At 48.0% G+C, this 21200-nt stretch carries 18 protein-coding genes; 5 read left to right on the plus strand and 13 right to left on the minus strand.

Annotated elements, in window-relative coordinates; genetic code table 11:
• Positions 1 to 656: 656 nt before the first annotated feature.
• Positions 657 to 992 carry a hypothetical protein gene (locus tag CWB98_RS19290; RefSeq protein ID WP_138546320.1) on the minus strand — a complete coding sequence of 112 codons (336 nt, stop codon included), beginning with the start codon at positions 990 to 992 and terminating at the stop codon, positions 657 to 659.
• A 94-nt stretch (positions 993 to 1086) separates the two neighbouring features.
• The gene (locus CWB98_RS19295; RefSeq protein WP_138546321.1) at positions 1087 to 1551 is read right to left on the minus strand and encodes a nuclear transport factor 2 family protein; all 465 of its coding nucleotides are present in this window, start codon (positions 1549 to 1551) and stop codon (positions 1087 to 1089) included.
• Positions 1552 to 1788: 237 nt separating this feature from the next.
• Between CWB98_RS19295 and CWB98_RS19300 the strand changes: the two genes are divergently transcribed.
• Positions 1789 to 2706 (plus strand): DMT family transporter, encoded by a 918-nt coding sequence (locus tag CWB98_RS19300; RefSeq protein WP_138546322.1) that lies wholly within the window; start codon positions 1789 to 1791, stop codon positions 2704 to 2706.
• Between the two features lie 56 nt (positions 2707 to 2762).
• Here CWB98_RS19300 and CWB98_RS19305 read toward each other — a convergent pair whose 3' ends face one another.
• The 4 genes from CWB98_RS19305 to CWB98_RS19320 form a co-directional block, all read right to left on the minus strand.
• Positions 2763 to 5909: an efflux RND transporter permease subunit gene (locus CWB98_RS19305; RefSeq protein WP_138546323.1), complete on the minus strand. Its 3147-nt coding sequence runs from the start codon at positions 5907 to 5909 to the stop codon at positions 2763 to 2765.
• An 11-nt stretch (positions 5910 to 5920) separates the two neighbouring features.
• Positions 5921 to 7090 carry an efflux RND transporter periplasmic adaptor subunit gene (locus CWB98_RS19310; RefSeq protein ID WP_138546324.1) on the minus strand — a complete coding sequence of 390 codons (1170 nt, stop codon included), beginning with the start codon at positions 7088 to 7090 and terminating at the stop codon, positions 5921 to 5923.
• A 194-nt stretch (positions 7091 to 7284) separates the two neighbouring features.
• A complete protein-coding gene (locus CWB98_RS19315; protein WP_138546325.1) occupies positions 7285 to 7605 on the minus strand; it encodes a hypothetical protein in 321 nt (106 codons plus the stop codon).
• A gap of 141 nt (positions 7606 to 7746) precedes the next feature.
• Positions 7747 to 8229 (minus strand): GNAT family N-acetyltransferase, encoded by a 483-nt coding sequence (locus CWB98_RS19320; RefSeq protein WP_138546326.1) that lies wholly within the window; start codon positions 8227 to 8229, stop codon positions 7747 to 7749.
• A gap of 201 nt (positions 8230 to 8430) precedes the next feature.
• Here CWB98_RS19320 and katG point away from each other — a divergent pair, with 201 nt between their 5' ends.
• Complete coding sequence (gene katG, locus CWB98_RS19325; RefSeq protein WP_138546327.1) at positions 8431 to 10584, plus strand: catalase/peroxidase HPI; 2154 nt, start codon at positions 8431 to 8433, stop codon at positions 10582 to 10584.
• 41 nt (positions 10585 to 10625) lie between these two features.
• Here katG and CWB98_RS19330 read toward each other — a convergent pair whose 3' ends face one another.
• Positions 10626 to 11087, minus strand: coding sequence for a YaiI/YqxD family protein (locus CWB98_RS19330; protein WP_138546328.1), 462 nt, complete (start codon positions 11085 to 11087; stop codon positions 10626 to 10628).
• A 57-nt stretch (positions 11088 to 11144) separates the two neighbouring features.
• A complete protein-coding gene (locus CWB98_RS19335) occupies positions 11145 to 13028 on the minus strand; it encodes a methyl-accepting chemotaxis protein (RefSeq protein ID WP_138546329.1) in 1884 nt (627 codons plus the stop codon).
• A 90-nt stretch (positions 13029 to 13118) separates the two neighbouring features.
• Here CWB98_RS19335 and CWB98_RS19340 point away from each other — a divergent pair, with 90 nt between their 5' ends.
• Positions 13119 to 14312 (plus strand): porin, encoded by a 1194-nt coding sequence (locus CWB98_RS19340; protein ID WP_138546330.1) that lies wholly within the window; start codon positions 13119 to 13121, stop codon positions 14310 to 14312.
• Here the strand turns inward: CWB98_RS19340 and CWB98_RS19345 are convergent.
• Entirely contained in the window at positions 14309 to 15031 is a 723-nt protein-coding gene (locus CWB98_RS19345; protein WP_138546331.1) for an NAD(P)-binding oxidoreductase, read from the minus strand. The genes CWB98_RS19340 and CWB98_RS19345 overlap by 4 nt on opposite strands.
• Positions 15032 to 15158: 127 nt before the next feature.
• Positions 15159 to 15722, minus strand: a complete 564-nt coding sequence (locus tag CWB98_RS19350; RefSeq protein WP_138546332.1) for a YSC84-related protein — start codon at positions 15720 to 15722, stop codon at positions 15159 to 15161.
• Positions 15723 to 16476: 754 nt separating this feature from the next.
• On the opposite strand from CWB98_RS19350, the gene CWB98_RS19355 reads away from it, so the two are divergent.
• Positions 16477 to 17328 (plus strand): DMT family transporter, encoded by an 852-nt coding sequence (locus CWB98_RS19355; protein WP_138546333.1) that lies wholly within the window; start codon positions 16477 to 16479, stop codon positions 17326 to 17328.
• Here the strand turns inward: CWB98_RS19355 and CWB98_RS19360 are convergent.
• The 3 genes from CWB98_RS19360 to CWB98_RS19370 all read right to left on the minus strand — a co-directional run bounded on the left by CWB98_RS19360 (position 17325) and on the right by CWB98_RS19370 (position 19593).
• The gene (locus CWB98_RS19360) at positions 17325 to 17780 is read right to left on the minus strand and encodes a GNAT family N-acetyltransferase (RefSeq protein ID WP_138546334.1); all 456 of its coding nucleotides are present in this window, start codon (positions 17778 to 17780) and stop codon (positions 17325 to 17327) included. The genes CWB98_RS19355 and CWB98_RS19360 overlap by 4 nt on opposite strands.
• Positions 17781 to 17822: 42 nt before the next feature.
• On the minus strand, positions 17823 to 19046 hold the full coding sequence (locus tag CWB98_RS19365; protein WP_138546335.1) for a DEAD/DEAH box helicase: 1224 nt from the start codon (positions 19044 to 19046) through the stop codon (positions 17823 to 17825).
• A gap of 76 nt (positions 19047 to 19122) precedes the next feature.
• Entirely contained in the window at positions 19123 to 19593 is a 471-nt protein-coding gene (locus CWB98_RS19370; protein ID WP_138546336.1) for a GNAT family N-acetyltransferase, read from the minus strand.
• A gap of 322 nt (positions 19594 to 19915) precedes the next feature.
• Between CWB98_RS19370 and CWB98_RS19375 the strand changes: the two genes are divergently transcribed.
• Entirely contained in the window at positions 19916 to 21190 is a 1275-nt protein-coding gene (locus CWB98_RS19375; protein ID WP_138546337.1) for an aromatic amino acid transport family protein, read from the plus strand.
• Positions 21191 to 21200: the final 10 nt, after the last annotated feature.

Here is a 21200-nt window from a genome sequence, read left to right on the forward strand (position 1 = left end):
TTTTTTGAATCCGAAGATTCGCGCTCAATGAATTCTGATTTTGTCTGTTTCTACTTTTCAAAAAAGTAAAATCAAAACGAATTGACTATGTTAGTCACTCAGTTCAGTTGAGACTCTAATTTTTTGTGCGTCACTACCTAAGTAGTTTCGCTGTTAGAACTCAATCTGTACGAGTGCCCACACAGATGATTGCTTCATATTTTTAAAGAACATAATCCGGTTACCGGAGTGTAACTAACCTTGGTTAGTTACCGCAGCCTCGCTGCGAAGTGGAGCGAAATATTAACCGCTTCACTTTTAAAGTCAACCAGAAAATTTAATTTTCTTAATTAAGCTTTCTGTTTGTCTTTCCCTTCACTCGCTCGTTGCTTTTCAGCGTTGTGCCCCGTGTCGGTGGATGCGCATTATAGGGAAATCGAAACCCAGCGCAACCCCTTTTTTGAAGAAAAATACTCAACCCGACTCATTCGCACAAACAATAGACAAAAAGACCAAGTTTCATCCAAATAAAAAAGGTTTCCAGCTGTACTTGGAAACCTTTTTTATTATGGTCACTATATTTTAACCTCGAAGTAATAACCTGTATCAACTTAAAGAACGCCAAATATAGACACTATAAGTTATTACCCAAATTGCCATATAAAAAACCTATTTATCTAGATGCAAACCGCGTCATAAAAATATCGCTTGTGCTTTTTTACTGATGTACCAGTATTCTCAACTTCCATCATGTTATTGTCGTCCAGGCAAACGTGGAATTCGCTATGTCCTGCAGACGCACTCAAAGGCATTACTAACTTTGGATTAGACCAAGAGTCGCCAAACCCCACTTCCAAATCTTGTAAATCATCGAGCTCGGCAGATAGTTTGTAACAAGAGCCTGGAAAAATCTGTGTCAAGGTAAGTGCTTTAATGTCTCCTTTTTGACATAGAAATGCAAAAATTGGCTTGGATGTTTTGTTCTCGTAAGTAACAGCAATATTTGTAATCACAGTGGCATTCTCTGACTGAATAATCTATGTGCAAACTATAGATTTCTGACAGATAAAAGCAATTACGGGCCATTACAGTCTTGCTTCTCAAACATTACCTGTCACTCTTATGCTTTTGTATCTGATGAAACTGCCACAACACATTTAGGATCTGCCATTCGCCAGACGCAGTTTTATATAAATGCATGTAGTCGATCCACTCATCAGTGATCAGTTTCACCGTCGCTACCCGTTTATCGACGTCTAAAATTCTTAGCTCAACTTTTGGTCGCGCTACAAAGCGAGTACCCGAGAGGTTGTACTCTGCAGCTAGTTTAATCAGTCCTTGTTTGTTCATATCCATGACGAATTCCTTACCTTGCGGATCCTCCCAGTAAGTTCGCTTTACCAGCTCATCATCTGCCACTTTTTTCATCAATTCAGGCCGAACTTCAATCTGTGAAATCAAATAGCTCTTTGCGGCGGTCTCTATCGCTTTCTTTTCAACATCTGGTGCTGCATAGCTGTACCCCGACACCAAAACAAAGCAAGCAAGAATAAGTTGAATATATATCGCCATCGATGGCTCCTTCTCAAAACTGTTGTCATATCGGTAACCAGACACGGCTTCCGCGCCACCAAAATTAAAGGTTTAGCTCAGGTTCACAACTTAAGGTTTTCTGATCTCACAGCTTGAATAATTAAAACTCTTGATTTCAGATAGGTAGATTAAATAATCACGCTATGCTCTCCTCACTTTTGTCAATATTTGCTACTCTAACGCCTTCACAAAACGATTAAACCTCAAAGGACTGCCATGTCGACCACAACATGCAACGACCAACCCAATGATTCACCGATTGTATTTGCACTGGTCTCAGCCATGCTATTTTGGGGGATGAGCTGGATTTCAGGAAAGATTATTGCTGAGGTCGCTCCCGCTCAGGTCACTGTATTCTACCGGCTGTTTCTGGCAGCCATCAGTATGTTGCCTATCATGTGGGCTATGCAAAAATTCAAGCTACTAAGCCTGAGATTCACCACACATGCTTTAGCTTGGTCACTGCCAGCTGGTATTTTACTTGCTTTTTACAATCAGTTGTTTTTTCTTGGCCTGGCCGACGGGTTACCAGGTAAGGGCGGTATGCTGGTAACCACCTCGAATCCTGTGTTTACTTTTATTTTGAGTGCCATTTTATTAGGGCAAGCCATCAACCGGCGCCAGGGAGTTGGGCTAGCTCTGGGTCTGAGTGGTGGACTACTAATGATTGAAGTGTGGCATTTCGATCTTGACCAGATACTCGCAGCAGGCAACCTGTACTTTATACTCGCATCACTGACTTGGGCCTTTTTGACTCTCATCAGCCAACGAGGTACCCGCTACGCTGATTTCATCACATTCAGTACATTGATGTATTTTTGGGCTTCACTACTGAGTTATACATTCGCTTATCAACATGATCCTTTTAGCAGTGCTGCAAAGTATCCGGCGTATTACTGGCACCACTTACTCTTTTTGTCGATTGTTGTAGTGAGCATTGCCACCAGTGTTTTCTTTCTGGCAACGCAAAAGCTCGGCCCCAACCGCTCAAGTTCTTTTGTTTTCGTGGTCCCTGTCACTGCTATGGGACTGTCTGCCTGGTACTTTGGTGAGCGACTCAGTGCAGGAGTTGCGGTGGGGGGAGCGTGTGCTTTATTTGCTGTTTATTTGATCAACAAAAAAGCATCAAGCTAGAACAGCATAAGGAAAGCCGATCCTCTGTATCGGCTTTCTGAGCGTTACAGCCTCAGTTAGTCACCCTCTCTCACGACACTTTTGGCGCTGAACCTTTCAAATAGCACGGGCAATACAAACAAAGTAAGTAAGGTTGAAGTAAGCAAGCCACCAATAATCACACTGGCTAGGGGCTTCTGAACTTCTGAGCCTACACCCGTAGACAATAGAATCGGCATTAACCCTAATGCAGAGGTGAGCGCAGTCATCAATACCGGGCGCAGCCGGGAGACGGCACCTTCTTGTATAGCAGAGAATGTGTCCTCTCCTGCTGCAATGCGTCGATTGATGCTCTCCACGAGTACCACCGCGTTTAATACTGCGACACCAAACAAGGTAATAAACCCGACAGATGCCGGCACGGATAAGTATTGTCCGGACAAATATAAAGAAAAGACACCACCGATAATGCCCAAGGGAATGCTCAACATAACCAGAGCTGCCTGACCTGCTGAATTAAATGTCACGAACAGCAACAGGGTCATCAGCAACAGAGCACAAGGAATAACGAGCGCCAATCTCTTTTGGGCACGTTGTTGGCTTTCAAACTGTCCGCCAAACTCAATAGTGTAACCAGGAGGAAGTGATATCGCGCTATCAATTTCAGATTTGATGTCTGTTACAACGCTGCCCATATCCCGACCAGATACGTTTGCCTGCACAACGATTCTGCGCTGAACGTCATCACGGCGGATCTGTACTGGTCCATATACAAACTCAATATTTGCCACTTCTTTTAGACTGACCCAGGCCCCAGAAGGAGCCAGAAGTCTCAGAGATCCAATTGCTGCAGGATTGCGCCTGGCAGACTCAGCCAGCCTGACGTAAATATCATATCTTTCATTCCCATTTACTATTTGTCCCGCCGTATTGCCCCCTAAACCGCTGCTGACCAACGCCATTACATCGCTGACAGACAGTCCAAAGCGTGATAAAGCTTGCCTGTTTGGTGTGATGACCAATTGAGCCTCTCCATTTAGCTGCTCCAATGCAACATCCGTAGTGCCCATTATGCCTTTGACCAAATGCTCAAGCTCCTCTCCTTTTTCCATCAACACACTTAAATCCGGACCGAGTAGTTTAATGGCAAGCTGCGCTTTAACGCCTGATAGCAGTTCATCAACGCGAGTTGCTATCGGCTGAGAGAAGTTAAACAACAAACCAGGATGAACGGCGAGTGCCTCTGCCATTTTTTCCTGCAAATCGGTCCGTGTATGCGCATTTTTCCATTGTTCAACAGGCTTGAGTCCAATGTAGATCTCGATGTTGTTGACTGGCTCAGGATCACCTCCGACCTCTGGACGACCAATGCGGCTCAATGCATAAGTGACTTCTTCAAATTCCAATAACGTTTGCTCCAGTTTAGGCGCAACGGACAAAGCCGTGTCCAGACTGGCCGACGGTGCTAGCGTTACACGTAAATTCAAGGTCCCTTCTTCCAGTTCCGGGACAAACTCAGTACCAATTTGCGCCAGTGTATATACCGCAAAAACAAACAGAGCAGAAATAGCCGTAAGTAGTGCTTTACCGTGTCGATGTGCTTGTATCAGTAATTGTCGATAATGCCCTTCCACTTTTGCTAACACTACATTACGTCGCGTCGATTTGCGGCTTTTCAGAAAATAACAGGCCAAAGGCGGCACCACCAGCAACGCAATGACAACAGCGGATACCATAGCCAACATAATGCTAATAGCCATGGGTACGAACAACTTGGCTTCAACGCCCTCGAAGGAAAACAAGGGCAAAAACACCAGCAGGATAATCGTGGAAGCAAAAAAGATGGGCCTGGCCACATCCTTTGCTGCCAGGATCACCAGTTCATGAAACGGTCTGTCGCTACTGCCTGACAATATCGACTGTTGGGACTGCCTTTGTAAAACACGTTCGACCATAACTACTGAGCCATCAACCAGCATACCGATGGCCACCGCCAGCCCACCTAGTGACATCAAATTTGCCGACATTCCCATCACAGACATTAGCCCCAGAGCCAGAATAATTGCTGCAGGCACCGAGAGTATAACCAATAGTGCTGCACGCAGATTAAGGAGAAACAACACTAACACCACGGCAATAAACACAAACGCCAGCAAAAGTGCCTGAGTGACTGTGCTAACAGCCTTTTCGATCAACATACTCTGATCGTAAAAAGGTACAAATTTCACGCCTGGCGGCAGCGCTCGACTGATCTGCGCCACTTTTTTATTGATCCCATCAATTGTCGCTTTGGTATTGGCCCCCATACGTTTAAGCACAATACCACTCACTACCTCACCCAGGGGTTGTTGCTTGCCTGTTTGATCTCGCTGAGTCATGGTCACCGCTCCCTGACGGATCTCGCCACCCAATTTGACGAGTGCAACGTCACTCACTCGAACCACAGCTCCATTGTCTGTCTTAACGGGCACCTGACGAATTTGTGCCAAGCCAGACTCACCACTTGCGAGCCAGCCAATCCCGCGGATCACTAGTTGCTCCTGACCTCGTTCAAGATACCAACCGCCCACATTGTGGTTATTGTCCATCAGGGCTTGCTGCACTTGGGCTTGAGTTAGCTCGTAAGCCAACAAGCGCGCAGGATCCAGTTCCACCTGATATTGTTTAACCTGCCCACCGAACGACAGTACATCAGTCACTCCGTCTACCGGCATCAGTAAGAGTTTCACCACCCAATCGTTGATTCCTCGCAGCGCCATTTCATCAAAGTCTGAACCAGGTTCTGCTACCAGCAGATATTGATAAACCTGACCCAACCCAGAGGTATTAGGACCCATATCCGGTGTTCCCACAGAACTCGGGATCAGTGAACGGGCAGCCTGTAACCGCTCAAACACCAACTGCCTGGCAAAGTAAATATCAGTCCCCTCTTTAAAGACAACTGTCACCCCGGACAATCCGGTCTTCGACACTGAACGTACCTGCTCAACATCCGGCAGCGCATACATTACGGCTTCAATAGGGTAAGTGATCAACTGCTCAACTTCCTGTGCCGCTAACCCTGGCGCTTCAGTGTTTACGGTTACCTGAACATTGGTTACATCCGGAAAAGCATCCAGATTTAACCGAGGTATTTGCCAAAGCGCCCCAGTCAGAATAATGATTGCCAAAAATAGCACCAGAGCACGGTGTGTAATTGCACCTTTTATCATCTTGTCTAACATCTTTTGCAGCCTCAGTGGTTATGTGTGTCAAAGCCACTCTTTGCTAATTCGGAGGCAACAAAGAATGCCCCCTCAAAAACCACTCGGGCGCCCGTCTCAATCACACGCGAGGGCGACGCAGATTCAATTATCACCCTGTCCCCAATCATCTCACGGCGAACAACCGGTGTGGCGACAAACTCACCTGCGTCATGTTCCACAAACACTAGCCACTCGCCCGTTGTACCGCGCACTAGGGCCGACTCAGGCACAGCAATAACCGGGCTGGCTGTGTTAAACATAAAATACGCACTGACAAACATCCCGGCATGTAACGTATCGTCCGGATTGTCTACTTGCAGACGAACAATTCGAGTACGCGTGAGTGGATCCAGTGTGTGACCCTGCTGGATCACCTTTGCAGGATAGCGGCGAAGACCGTGTTCAATCTCAACACGCGTACGGGTATTGATCGGGTCCTGCTGTGTGGCAGCTAACCTGACTTCAACCCATAAAGTGGATTCATCGGCGAGCTGCATGATGGCCTCGCCCGGCTCAAAGCGTTGGCCCTGCTCAAAGTTATCCGCCAGGACAATCCCGCTACGCTGTGCGGACAAGGTATAGATACCCAACGAGTGAACCTCAGTCTCTTGTAACCGGCTGATATCAGACAGGCTCATCCCCATCGCCAGTAGCGTGCCCTGTGCGGCCTTAAACTGGGCCTTCGCGACAACCTGCTGGCTTTCGCTCAGACTCGCACTGGTCAAACGCGCTACCCGCTGCCACTCACTGGCTGCTATCAGGTAGTCAGCCTGCGCCTGCGCCATATCCTGACTAAATAAGGTAACCAGTTTGTCGCCCTGTTTGACTATCTGGCCCAATACGGCATGACGGCGCTCAATCACGGAATCAATGCGTGGCGTAACGACATAGCTGGTATAGCTATTGGCTTTGAGTTCACCCGGCGCATAAAGTGGAATGTGTTCATACGCTGGCTGGACTGTCTCCAGCTTAAGGTTGATCTTTGTCTGCTGGGCCTGATTAAGCATCACACTTTGTGCATGAGGCTGCGCAGCATCAGCAGTGCCGGCAGGCCGGTGTTGTTCGGCATGGTTGTGGTCCGGATCGGCGCTTAATCCAGCATTGACCCTCAGTGATATCAATAGTAATCCAGCTGCATAGCTAAAAATACGTTTGTTCATGGTTATCTAAACCTCTTAACTCGTGGCTTGTCACGCACCTGAAACTGCCTGCAAGCCACAGCCTGTCTGTTTCAGGCAAAAGTGAGACTGACTCATTGCACCGCCCCGTTGTCACATAGCAACAGGCACACGGAAGCAATCCGTCAAACGACAAAAAATAAGGCTGATCTGAATACGATCAGAGAGAAACAGAGTTATGCGATGGGAGGTCTAAACTGAGATTCAATTCGTCGGCGAACCTGAGTGTCACCGGGTAAAAAGGCAGGGTCGGAATTGATGAGACCGGACACCATAGCAAGCCTGGCTGACATCCAGATAGTATGGCTGCCACTACAATGGCCACAATGGTGACAATCGGAGATCACATGTCCCTGCTCATCAAAAATAAGCCTGTCTGAAGCAGAATAGGCGTCATCATGAACGTGTTTAGTTTGCAGGTGTTCCTGATCAGGTTGATGAAAGTTGCCGGGATCGACAGCAGTAGTCACCGATTGCACGCCAATCAGTAACATCATAATTATGCTGAGCAGACCCTGTAGTAAACGCAACTTACCTTCTCACGGTTTATTAAGTTGCCAGCAATATAGGCTGGCCAGGAGGCGATGTCAATGCCTCTTGTTACCCTATCATATTGATATGAAATAACATTATTATTTTTAGTCGAGCCATTTATACATGATATGGCTATCAATGAAACCCAGGTCAGGATGGCGGTAAGCCTTTGGTATTGTGCCAATTATTTTAAACCCCAGGCGCTGCCACAACTGTACCGCTACCTGATTACTGGCAACCACAGAGTTAAACTGCATAGCCAGGTAGCCCCGTGCTTTTGCTTCATTTTGCGAGTGCTCACACAAAGCCCTGGCAACCCCTTTACCTCTTGCCTGGGTCGCAACCATATAACCACAGTTACAAATATGATTACTCGGACCCATCGCATTGGGTTTCAAATAGTAGCTTCCCAGTATCTCACCTTCTTCAACCATAACATAAGCACAGTCTACTTTTTCGCACCAAAGCGCATAAGCTGCTTGCTGCGACATATCAGGATCAAAAGCATAAGTTTCCTGCTGTTCAATCACCGCCTTGAAAGTTGGCCAGAATTGTTGAAAATCGCTTTGTGTCATTTTTTTTATCATATTCTCTCCTGTTTGGCGTGCTGGCGAACTTGAGTAATTGCATGGATGGGATCAGGCTTTGTGATCTTAACTGCCCGAACTTGCGTATGAAATTTACTCAACCTAATCATGTTTTGACTATAATCTATAGCCCGTCGCCTGATAACAGCCGTATTTAATCAGCGCAGTCCAACACGCCGTGACTTGAAAGGAGACACAGCAATGCAAGTAAACGACCGCTCTGGCACCTGTCCGATACTACATAACAGCCCCACAACAGATCAATTGGCACAGCCAAAATGGTGGCCCAAGACGCTGAACCTCGACATACTGCACCAACACGACAGCAAAACTGACCCAATGGATAAGAATTTTTGCTATCGCGAAGCCGTCAAAAAACTCGATTTTGACGCGCTTAAACAAGATCTGTATGCACTGATGACCAACAGTCAAGCTTGGTGGCCGGCAGACTGGGGGCATTATGGTGGATTGATGATCCGCATGACCTGGCATGCAGCAGGGACGTATCGAATTGCCGATGGCCGTGGCGGTGCCAGTACAGGGAACCTCAGATTTGCGCCACTCAACTCCTGGCCTGATAATACTAACCTGGATAAGGCTCGCCGCCTGCTTTGGCCGATTAAACGAAAATATGGGAACCGACTGAGCTGGGCCGACCTAATCGCCTATGCTGGGACCATAGCGTATGAATCTATGGGCTTGGCAACTTACGGGTTTGCATTTGGGCGCGAAGACATTTGGCATCCGGAGAAAGACATTTACTGGGGCCCTGAATCTGAATGGCTGGCCACCAGCGACAGCGACAACAGCCGCTATCACAGTGAGCGGGAGCTGCATAATCCTCTTGCCGCCGTGATGATGGGTCTTATATATGTCAACCCAGAGGGAGTCGACGGACAGCCGGATCCACAAAAAACGGCCGAAGATGTGCGCATTACATTTGCCCGTATGGCCATGAACGACGAAGAGACCGTTGCACTGACCGCAGGTGGACATACGGTAGGCAAATGTCATGGTAATGGCGATGCACAGGCACTTGGCCCAGAGCCCGAAGCAGCCGATCTGGAAGCCCAGGGGTTTGGCTGGCTCAAAGACGGCGCCACTGGTAAACATGCCGTGACAAGTGGACTGGAAGGTGCCTGGACAAGCCAGCCGACTCGCTGGGATAACGGCTACTTTCATTTGTTGCTTAACTATGACTGGGAACTCAAAAAAAGCCCGGCAGGTGCCTGGCAGTGGCAACCCATTAATGTGAAAGAAGAAGACAAATATCCGGATGTCGCCGACCCTCAAAAGCGCCATAGCCCAATTATGACAGACGCCGATATGGCGATGAAAATTGATCCCGTCTATCGTAAAATTGCTCAGCGTTTTTACGATGATCCGGACTATTTCTCAAAGGTGTTTGCAAAGGCCTGGTTCAAACTCACTCACCGTGACATGGGTCCCGTGTCGCGTTATATAGGACCAGATGTGCCAAAGGAAACCAGTCTCTGGCAAGATCCGGTTCCGGCCGGTAATACCAGCTACGATCTCCAGGCGCTCAGGCAAGCCATCGCGGCCTGCAACCTGAGTATTGCAGAGCGCGTTGCGACGGCCTGGGATAGCGCGCGAACATTTCGCGGCTCAGACCGGCGTGGCGGTGCCAACGGTGCGCGTATTCGCCTTGCGCCGCAAAAGGACTGGCCCGGCAATGAACCTTCACGTCTGAACAAAGTGTTGGCTGTCCTCACTCCTATCGCGCAGCAACACAATGCCAGTCTGGCAGACACGCTGGTGCTGGCTGGCAACCTTGCGGTTGAGCAGGCCGCACAAGCGGCAGGGTTTGATATTCAGGTACCGTTTACACCCGGACGGGGCGACGCCACCGATGAGATGACGGATGTCGAGGCGTTTGCCGTCCTGGAGCCGTTGCATGATGCGTTTCGTAACTGGTTAAAAGCACCCTATCAGGTGAGCCCGGAGGAGCTCATGCTGGACAAAGCACAGTTACTGGGACTCACAGCCCCGCAGATGACGGCACTGCTGGGTGGCATGCGTGTACTCAACACCAATCATGGTGACACGCAACATGGTGTATTTACAGATCAGCCTGAAGTGTTAAGCAACGACTTTTTTATTACGCTGACCGACATGCAATACCAGTGGCAGCCGAAGGATGAACACACTTATCAATTGATTGACCGTCAGAGCGGCGAAGTGGCGTGGACGGCAACCCGTGTTGATCTGGTATTCGGCTCTAACTCAGTATTACGCGGCTATGCCGAGTTTTATGCACAAGACGATAACCGCGAGAAGTTTGTACAAGACTTTGTTGAGGTCTGGGCCAAAGTGATGCATGCCGATATGGCATAATGGTCAGACGACACCGGCTCGATGTAAGCCGGTGTCAGGAACTAGGCTTTGTTTTGTTGCAGCCAGCGGTCAAGACTGTTGGCAAATTGCTGTTTTTCAGCCTGCCCCAGCGGAGGTGGGCCGCCGCTGACCATACCGCTGCTGCGCATAGTGTCCATAAAATCGCGAATATTCAGCCGGGAGCGAATGTTTTCCCGGGTATACTCTTCACCGCGCGTGCTCAGTGCTAGTCCGCCTTTTTCAATGGCCTCTGCCGCCAGTGGAATGTCACTGGTGATCACTAAATCACCCGCGTTCATGCGGCGCACAATTTCGTTGTCTGCAACATCAAAGCCACTGCTGACCTGTAGCTTGTGAATGTGAGGAGACGGCGGTGTTTTAATATACTGATTAGCAACGAATGTGACAGGCATCTGGGTTCTGGCTGCGGCACGGAATAAAATCTCGCGGATCACCACAGGACACGCATCTGCATCCACCCATATGTTTTTCTTGTTGTCCAAAGTTGGCTCATTTGTTTAATTAACTATGCGACAAGTGTACAACTTGCCGCAGCCAAGCTAAAGCGTGAATTTCGATAGCAGCCCTTCTTGTTCATGGGCATGTTGTGCCAATACTTTACTCGACTCGTACTGGCGGATAGCAAAGCTGCCTACTTCCACGCTAATATCATTGATATTAGAGGTATTTTTGTTAATTTCCTCAATCACCACACTTTGCTCTTCTATAGCAGTTGCAATTTGAATATTGCGGTCCATGATGTCTTTGACGGCTTCGGATATTTCATTAAGCATGCCCGTGGCCTGCTCCGTTTGCTCCACACAAAGCAAAGTTTTATCGCGACTGCTGCCCATCGCACTTTGGACCTGAATCGACGAGGCTTGTATCTGCTCTATCATGGACTTAATTTCGGTAGTCGATTCTTGCGTCTTGGTCGCCAGTGAACGTACTTCATCAGCAACCACGGCAAAGCCTCGCCCTTGCTCACCCGCCCTGGCAGCTTCTATAGCGGCATTCAAGGCCAACAGGTTTGTTTGTTCTGCAATACCGTTGATGACAGACAGGATGTTTTCAATACTTTGGCTATATTCTGCCAGTTGCGTACTCATTTCGTGTGACGTGTTAATTTCATCTGCTAACGCGCTAATTTCTCCGCGGGTTTTCTGGAATACTTGCTGACCCTGTGCCGCTTTTTCATTAACGGAAGTAATAGATGTTGCCGCATTTTGCGCGCTGCCAGCTATCTCACTGGAGGTGGTGCTCATTTCGTGCATTGCCGTTGCCAGCCCCTCGATTAGCTGTACTTGCTCAGTGAGTTGAGAGCTAGACTGATTCGCCAAAGTACGGGCCTCATCACAACTGGCAACCACCATATCAGCTCGCTGTTTCACGTCAGTTACCAAGCTGTGTAACGACCCCAGAAACTGGTTAAATTCCTGCGCCACCTTACCGCATTCATCCTGGTGCTTTATGCGTACACGCTGCGTCAGATCGCCGCTACCCGACGCAATGTTGGTGATCGCATCATTGAGGTCTTTCAATGGTCTAAGTAGCTGAATTGCCAATGCACGGCTCAGAAATGCACCGAGTAGGATCGCCACAATTGCCAGCATCAGAGTGCTCATAGACAACTCTCTCAAGTCACGAAACACCAGCGCTTTATCGAGTAAGACCGCCAGATACCAGTCTGTGCCGTATTGCTGAGACAAAGGATAAAAGTAAAGTAGCTTCGCCTCCCCTTTTACTGTCACTTCCAATAGGGTTTGCTCTGCTGATTTATGTAATTGAGGAGACAAAGCACTAAGTGGCTTGCCATTGAGCTTGGCATTTTGGTGAGAGACGATGGTTCCTTTGCTGTCTACCAAAAAGGCATAACCTGTACCATCAAAGTTCACTGCGTTAACACTTTTGGCAATGGTATCCAGACTGAGATCGCCGCCAATAGCACCGCGAAACTGGCCACCCGAATTGATAGGTGCCACCACTGAGAGCAATAACTCACCCGTCGCGGCATCCGTATACGGGCTGGTAAACACCGTCTTGCCTTTGTCTCTGGCCAGTTTGTACCAGCCCCGCTCCCGAAAGTCGACATCCGGCGGATTTTGCCGGTTAGGATTGTTCGACCTTAAAATGGGCTCGTTACTTAAAGTACCAAACGCCAGCAAAAATGCCTCTTTAAAATAGGGTGATTCAAGCCCCTTTTGAAATTGATCCGGACTGAAATCAGCTTCAATCTGACTTCGCAGTAATCGAATCAAAGCGGCTTTTTCGGCCAGCCAGTTATCAATACCCAGTGCTAGCAACTGTGCAGAATCACTCACATAAGCCGTGGTTTTTTTGTTCATAGAAGTATTGACCAACCAGTACGTGGTTGTGCTGATCACTAAGATGATCACAAAAATAAGAAGCGCCGATGCCAAAGAGAATTTGCTGCGGATTTTCATATAATTTAGGCCAATTAAAATCACCCTTTTCCAAAGTGTTGTCTATAATTCGATTTATCGCAACTAACGCAACGAATTTGGTAATTTGCTATGAAAATCGCGATCTCTTCTGTAGCTAAAGCTATTCTGGTAGCGCTGTGTATCCCATTGTCCAACAGCCATGCAAACTCGGAGCGTCCTGTCACAATGGCAGACATCGAAGCTCTGGAAGCGCAGCTGCGGGCATTAAAAGCACGCTTTGAGAAACAGCACCCACCTACTGCAGCCACGCACGTATCTGAGCCAGCAGCCAAAACGTCACAACCGGCAGCGGACAAACAAAAGCCTGCTCATACATCCAAGGAAACAGCTCAGGAAGAAAAGCGTAAACTAGACGTCTATGCCACTATGCGCCCGACTTACGGCCGCCTTGAAACTAATGGCGAGGATAATTGGGACGTACGCGATGCACTGTCTCACGCTGGACTCAAAGTAACGCACGAATTCGACGAAGACTGGAGTGCGGAGTTGCATGGCGAATGGAGTATTGATGTTGCAAATGAAGGCAATTTTGGTCGCTCTCGGCGAGCCTATACAGCCTTGAACACACCCATAGGCCGTTTTGGTATCGGCAAGCAAAGACCCGCGCAGTATTTATTCATCGCCGAATACGTTGATATCTTCAACCATGCTAACAGTCCTTTTGCCTATGATCCTGAGAGCTTGTTCTTTGTCGACAACCTTGTTAGTTATCGGCTCACTCCCGGCCCCTTTACTTTTGTTGCTGTTGCACAGTTTAATGGTGAGTCCGGCAGCAACTCTGACGACTTGGTCAATGTGGGCCTGAGTTATGATGCCAACGATTTGCATGCAGCAATCACTTATCAGCAGAATGATGTCTATGCAGATGATATTCAGCTTGGAGACAATAATCTCTGGGCAACCTCACTGGCTTATCAGTTTACACCTCGCTTCTACGCAGCGGTTGCCTATCAGGATAAAAACTATGATAGGCACGCACCAGGCGCCGATCGCAGTGGCCATACTTTCGATTTATCATTTGCTTATCAGTTGGCCAAGACTTACAAGTTGAAAGCAGGATACTTTGATTTTGATGATGGTTTTCAGGATTCAGACCCCGCGGCTGGCAGCTTTGATGGGTTTAACGTCACCCTGGAATGGAGCCCAATCAAGGTACTCAGGGTGCATCTGGAATACCTTAACAAGTCGTTTGTTAATGGTGATGATTTCGACTCCATTTCAATCGGTTTTCGGTACGATTATAAAACCACAATTGAATACTAAGGCTGGCGTTGGTTGTAGAGTACGGGAGATTGACCCTGCCATTGCAGCCATAAACCTGAGTCCAGTGCCAACTGACACATGAAGTGGGCAACATTAATACGACTGGTTTGCCCGGCGTTAAAAATGGCATCTCTTATTGGGGATGGGTGAACGTCGTAGGCACTCACCTCAGGCTCATCAATCAGTGAATCTGGGCGAACGACCACCCAGTCAATGCCTGATCCGACGGTTGGAAACGCCCGCAGGGTCCGTGCGGCCGCTTCGTTGTCCGGATGAGGTGGCAAACATATCCTGAGTAAGGCGACTGTCGCTCGATGTGCCAAAGATGGGCGTTCATTCAGCAGCTCATTGCGACATCCGGTGCTGTTCATCAAGATGAATTTTACCTGAGTGAGGGCTTGATTCTTATCGATTGCCTTACACACATTACGCACAGCATCACGTACCAAGCGACGCGGCGGGCCATAAATGCCCTGAAACGTAGCTCTATGTCCCAGACAACAAATGACCACCTGTACGCCTGATACCAAGGCATTGAGCTCATTTGTACTGAGCTCAGCGATATCACCGACTCTGACATCCAGTTGAGGGTTAGCTTTCAACCCTGCCAGTTGAATACTGCATTTTCGTACCAGCACTCTGACTGACTCCTGCGCCGACAGCAACTGCTCTACAACCAGCTTACCTGTCGCGCCACTTGCGCCAAGTACTAAGATCATATGGCTTCCTTGGTTTTTAATCTGCTATCAGTGTAACGTCAGAGCGGCGAGTTAAAACCAGTACAATTGTGACAATTGGTAAGCAAATTTGTCAGCCGACCTGATAAGCCAGCTGAGCGTAAACCAATCAGTTCAGTTCTTTATCTTTCCAGAATTTAGTGCCTTTGATGGTCGCCTGCAATGCCAAACCACTTTCGGTAAACGTATAAACAGTGACATCCCCATAATACACTTCACCTTCAATGGACGCCCCTTTATCAGCAGCTCTTGCCGCCGCATCTGCGTTACCGCCAAATGTCCAGCCCGACTCGACGAACTGTTTCATAGCCGCTTTAGTGTGAAACACCATCACAATACGATAATCTTTGGCGCCCAGGCCAAGCCCGAGTCCCCCTTCGGCCATATTCATGTAGATTGACTTGCCCGCGATATTATCCTCCACCACGCCATAGCCTGTACCGGCTGCGACAAAAATGATGTTCAGATTCGCATTGGAAAACACCGCATACCCCTGCGCATTGCTCAGCTGGGCGCGAACATCTGGTTTTTTGCTATACAGTTTTGCCAGGGTTTCTCGTTTCATTTTCTGGATTTCGGCACGCTTTTGTGCGGCGTCGCCCGGTCCCATGGACGCACAGGCACTCAGTAACACAGATAAAACAACCGACATCAGCAATGGAATTGTACGCATACCTTTTTCCTTTTACAGTTGGTACAGACAATAAAAGCACTGTCTGTTGAAAAGTGTCATCTTAAGGGTAGGCAGGTTAGGCGCAGCTGAACAGAATAGACAAGCAAAAAAAAAGGCCACATAAAGCGGCCTTAACACACATCATGGGTAATCATGAAGGGATAAATGTGAAAACAAGCTCATTGTAGCTCGCCCGTTATAAAATAAAATCATATTATTACGTTCTGTCAGTTCGTAATTTTCGATTGATTTTATTTGTCTTGCTGATCCTTGCTCACTCAACAAGGTTGCTGCAATGACAGCGCCTTAAGCAACGAAGCCGTATTATTTTTAACGGAACTGTAGGTGCACCTTTTCCTGCTGGAAGAAAATAATGGGGCCTCTGCAGCATAAAAACTATTTTAGGGTTTCAGGTACAGCGCAGCAGAGAGCAGAAAATGCGGACAAAAAAAAGGCCGCATAAAGCGGCCTAATACACATCATGGGTAATCATGAAGGGATAAATGTGAAAACAAGATCATTGTAGCCTGGTGCTTATAAAATAAAATCATATTATAACGCGCTTTAAATTCGCTATTTTCGATGATTCAACCTGTACTTGCTCAAACAAGTTGCACCGAACTTAATCAAAGTTGCTTAAAGCGGCCGACCAACAGTCACGTAGTTTCTGTTATTCGCTGTTTTCATTAGATTAATCAACTCCTGCTGCGGTATGATCCCGCACATCTTGCTACACTGAATAACGTACCTGTATATGTATCACTTGATTTTTATCACCCTGGTGTGGGCATTTTCATTCAGCCTGATCGGCGTCTATCTGGCAGGCTCTGTTGACTTGTGGTTTGCGGCACTAAGTCGTATTGCACTGGCGACTCTGGTTTTCTTGCCGTTTATTCGCTGGCAGCAAACTGCCCGCCCCGTCGTGTTCAGATTAATGGCAATAGGCGCTATCCAGATAGGTGCTATGTATGGGTTTTATTACCATGCTTTTTTATTCCTGTCCGTGCCCGAAGTACTTTTATTTACCGTTATGACGCCGGTGTACATCACTTTGCTCAATGATTTGTTTGCAAGGCGTTTCAATGCCCGCTACCTAATGGTTGCACTGCTGGCCACACTTGGCGCTGTCGTGATCCGCCTCACAACGCCTAACCCTGACTTCTGGCTGGGCTTTATCATCGTTCAGGGCGCCAACCTGTGTTTTGCACTGGGTCAGGTCCTTTACAAGCGCCTTGCTGAGCAACACACGCTGGTGCACCATCAAAGTTTTGGTTTTTTCTTCCTTGGCGCGTTACTTGTATCTTTGCTGAGTTTTGCTTTGTTTGGCGACCTGAACCGGCTGCCTGCAACTCCACAGCAGTGGGGGATCCTGATTTACCTGGGCGTTATTGCATCTGCACTGGGCTATTTTGTCTGGAACAAAGGGGTCACTTTGGTATCCGTCGGGGCGCTGGCGGTAATGAACAATGTACTGATCCCAGCGGGGATCCTGGTAAATATCCTGATCTGGAATCGCACTGCGGATCTGATCTCTTTGGGACTGGGTAGTGCGATTATCTTTTCAGCGTTAGGGCTCAATCAATACTTTGATGCACGTGTGCGTTAAAGCGCCTTACGAAATCGGATCTGAACATCCAACAATGTGTCTGTCGGCGTTGCTGGATGAGTCAGCTCCGCTATATGATAGTCATGGCTTACCAGCATCTGTATCATGGTTTTAAAACGGTTCATCGTCTTAACTTCAATGTAACTGAAGCCCTGTTCACGGCACCAGTGCTCCTGCTCAAGCAATAGTGCGCGTGCCACTCCCTTGCCACGACAAGCAGGTATCACAGCCCCAAGCCAGCTATAAAACTGTTGCGCAGCCTGCTCATAACCGAGTTTATAGGCAACCGGTTGACCATCACAGCTGGCGATTAACGCCAGATATTTGCGCCCAGCCAGCCTCTGAAGGATGTCCTCCCGAGTCTTGGGGGTTGAAAACTCAGGGATCTGCTGCTCAACCACCAGCATATCTTCAATGCTCCCCTGATGAATATGCCACTGCGCTTGTGTCATTACCTTACCTTTATAAGAGTTCCGTATACGTTATCGTTATAATTAACGCCGACGCTTACCACGCTGACCCAGTACGCGCTTTTTATCACGTTGACGGCGAGATTTGGCTGAGTTTTGTCGCTCATTTTTAGGCTCACGGGTCAGATCAGGTTCATAACCGCTTAACCACTGGGGCGTGAGGCGCTCATCCAGCAGCACTTCAATCTCTTCCAGTAACCATTGCTCATCAATGCTGACCAATGAAATCGCTGTGCCCGCTTCTCCTGCCCTGCCAGTACGACCTATACGGTGTACATAGTCTTCAGCTACATAAGGAAGCTCCGCATTGATAACGTAATTCAGTTGCTGAATATCAATACCACGCGCCGCCACATCGGTTGCAACCAGTACTCTAATTTCGCCGTCTTTAAATTGTGCAAGCGCTTTGTTTCTGGCCCCCTGAGACTTGTCGCCGTGGATAGACTGCGTCTTCAGGCCATCCTTATTTAACTCTTTCGCGTAGTCATCAGCTTGCTTTTTGGTGCGTGTAAAAATGAGCACCTGATGCCAGTTTTGCTTGCCAATCAGATGGGCGATCAGCTCACGTTTGCGTTCTTCATCCACCGCATAGAAGATTTGCTCGACCTTAGCTGCGGTTTGGTTCTGAGCTTCTATGCCTATTCGTTTGGGTTCTTTCAGCCAGTCTTTGACCTGATTAAAAATGGCTTCATCAACCGTCGCTGAAAACAGTAAAGTTTGCCGCTCAGATGGCATCTTGCGCATAATACGACGTATTTCACCCATAAATCCCATATCAAGCATTCGATCCGCTTCGTCGAATACCAGATACTCTATCGCTGATAGCGTTAATGTGCCTTTGATCAAATGATCCAACAGCCGTCCGGGTGTGGCAACCACAATATCAGCACCCTCTTTCAGTGCTTTTTCTTGAGGCCCAATGTTGGCTCCACCATGCAGACAAACAGTTACCAAGTCACTATGAGCCGCATAAGAAGTGGCATGCTGCGCCACCTGCTGGGCAAGTTCACGAGTTGGAGCCAGAACCAGAGCACGGATACCTGAGGCCGGCTTATTGATCAGTTGTGTCATTATGGGCAACATAAACGCCGCGGTTTTACCGGTACCCGTTTGTGCACATGCCAGCAAGTCGTGACCTGCCAAAACTAAGGGAATACTTTTTGCCTGAATAGGCGTCGGCTCGATAAAGTCGAGCACCGCAAGCCCGTCTAAAAGGGTCGGCGCTATGGCGAGAGATTCAAAGGACATAATTGTGTAAAGCTCAAAAAATTCGTCGCGGGAGTATAGCAAAAATGTGACTCAACGCCCGCAAAGAAATGCGCACTTATGAAAGATGCAATTCCATATATACGCTCAACGGATCGGGCTCATAACTGCCAAACGCCTCACATTGAATAAAGCCCAATGACGTATAAAGTCCTATGGCTTCAGTTTGCCTGATCCCAGTTTCAAGCCTGAGTATTTTGAATCCACACTGTCTGGCATACCCAATGAGTGACTGCATAATCTGTTTGGACACACCTAAACCTCGATATGGCGGCTGCACATACACCCGTTTGAGTTCCCCATAACACGCCAGTTCACCAGCCTCATCGGTTTTTGGCACCAATGCCCCACAACCCATCAGCGCTTGTTCTGTTCTGGCCCCAACAAAATAGACATCCGGCGCAGCTAGCTCATCCGCAGGGATCAGCTGGTTACTGCTTGGTGGGTACAATGTATTCATCAACGCATCTATGTCTCTCAGTAACTGCGACACTTCCGGGTGATGCGGATCAAGATTAATTATTTCCATAGCGTGATTTACCTTGCTAGCCCAATCAGATTAACTGCACGACGCATGACGGTATTTGACAACTGGGCATGATATAGAGACTAAAATACTATGTTCTGTATTATGATACTAGCTTATTTTCCGACCCCAATCGTACCTTTTAAAGTTACAAAGTCAAATGTCGTGATGGTATCTGTCGTTACCCCAGGCCATATGGCCAGTATTTAACCGGTCTTGCTGAGTATTTGCTCACATACAGGCTGAGTACCGATGAAAACATGCATATCTGCCGTATTTTTTATATCATCCGCGCGCATATAATTCTAATCATAGGACAACAAGTATGAGTAATACCCCAGAAGGGCTCTCTGCAGCAGCACTCGCTGATGGGGAAAGCCAAAGCAGTCGGGGTCGCTGGACACAACATGACACCAACTGGGTTCTGAGCCTGTTTGGTACCGCTGTCGGCGCCGGTATTTTATTTCTGCCTATCAATATAGGTATCGGTGGGTTCTGGCCACTAATGATCATGGCAATACTGGCCTTTCCCATGACCTATCTGGCTCACCGGGGACTTGCACGGTTTGTTCTGTCTTCCAGGCATAAAGATAGTGATTTTACCGACGTCGTTGAAGAGCATTTTGGCGCAGCATCTGGCCGCTTAATCTCACTGCTGTACTTCTTTTCAATCTTCCCGATTCTGTTGATTTACGGTGTTGGTCTGACCAACACCGTAGACAGCTTCATAGTAAATCAGCTGGAGATGGCATCGCCTCCCAGAGTGTTACTCTCCGGCTTGCTGGTTGCGGGCATGATTGCCATTATGCTGGGCGGGGAAAAGCTGTTATTACGCGCATTTGCGTTACTGGTCTACCCGCTGGTTGCCATCCTGCTCATGCTGTCACTGTATCTGATCCCACACTGGCAAGCCCCCGTTGTGGCAACGCCGGACATCGCCACCCTGAGTGAAACGCTGTGGTTGTCTGTGCCAATTATTGTCTTTTCATTCAGCCATGCTGCGGCCATTTCAAGCTTCGCCAATGCCCAGCGCCGTCATTATGCACACAGTGCCACACACAAAGCCGAAGCCATTTTGCGCAATACCTCGCTTATGCTGATTGTCTTCGTGCTGCTCTTTGTCTTTTCGTGTGTATTGTCACTGAGCCCCGAGCAAATGCGCGAAGCCAAAGAAGCCAACGTGTCTGTTTTATCTTATCTTGCCAATGTGTATGACAATCCGTTTATTGCCATGCTGGGTCCACTGGTCGCCTTTATTGCCATTACCTCATCCTTCCTTGGTCACTTTCTGGGAGCACGCGAGAGCTTTAACGGCCTGCTGAGCAAGCAGTCATCTTTATCTGTGGGTTTGATAGATAAACTGGGTGTGGGCCTGATGTTTATCGCCATTTGGGTATGTGCGGTAATGAACCCCAGTATTCTGGATATGATGGGTGCCATCTCAGGACCCATTATTGCCATGATCCTCTTTATCATGCCAACCATTGCCATTTTTAAGGTACCGACACTACAAAAATACCGCCATCATCTTGGCACCTATTTTATCCTGATAGTCGGCCTCTTAGCTGTCTCTGCACTGCTTTACAACATGGCGGGTTAAGCCGTAGTAC

It is taken from the genome of Pseudoalteromonas rubra (assembly GCF_005887115.1).
In the GTDB taxonomy this organism is placed as follows: Bacteria; Pseudomonadota; Gammaproteobacteria; order Enterobacterales; family Alteromonadaceae; genus Pseudoalteromonas; species Pseudoalteromonas rubra_F.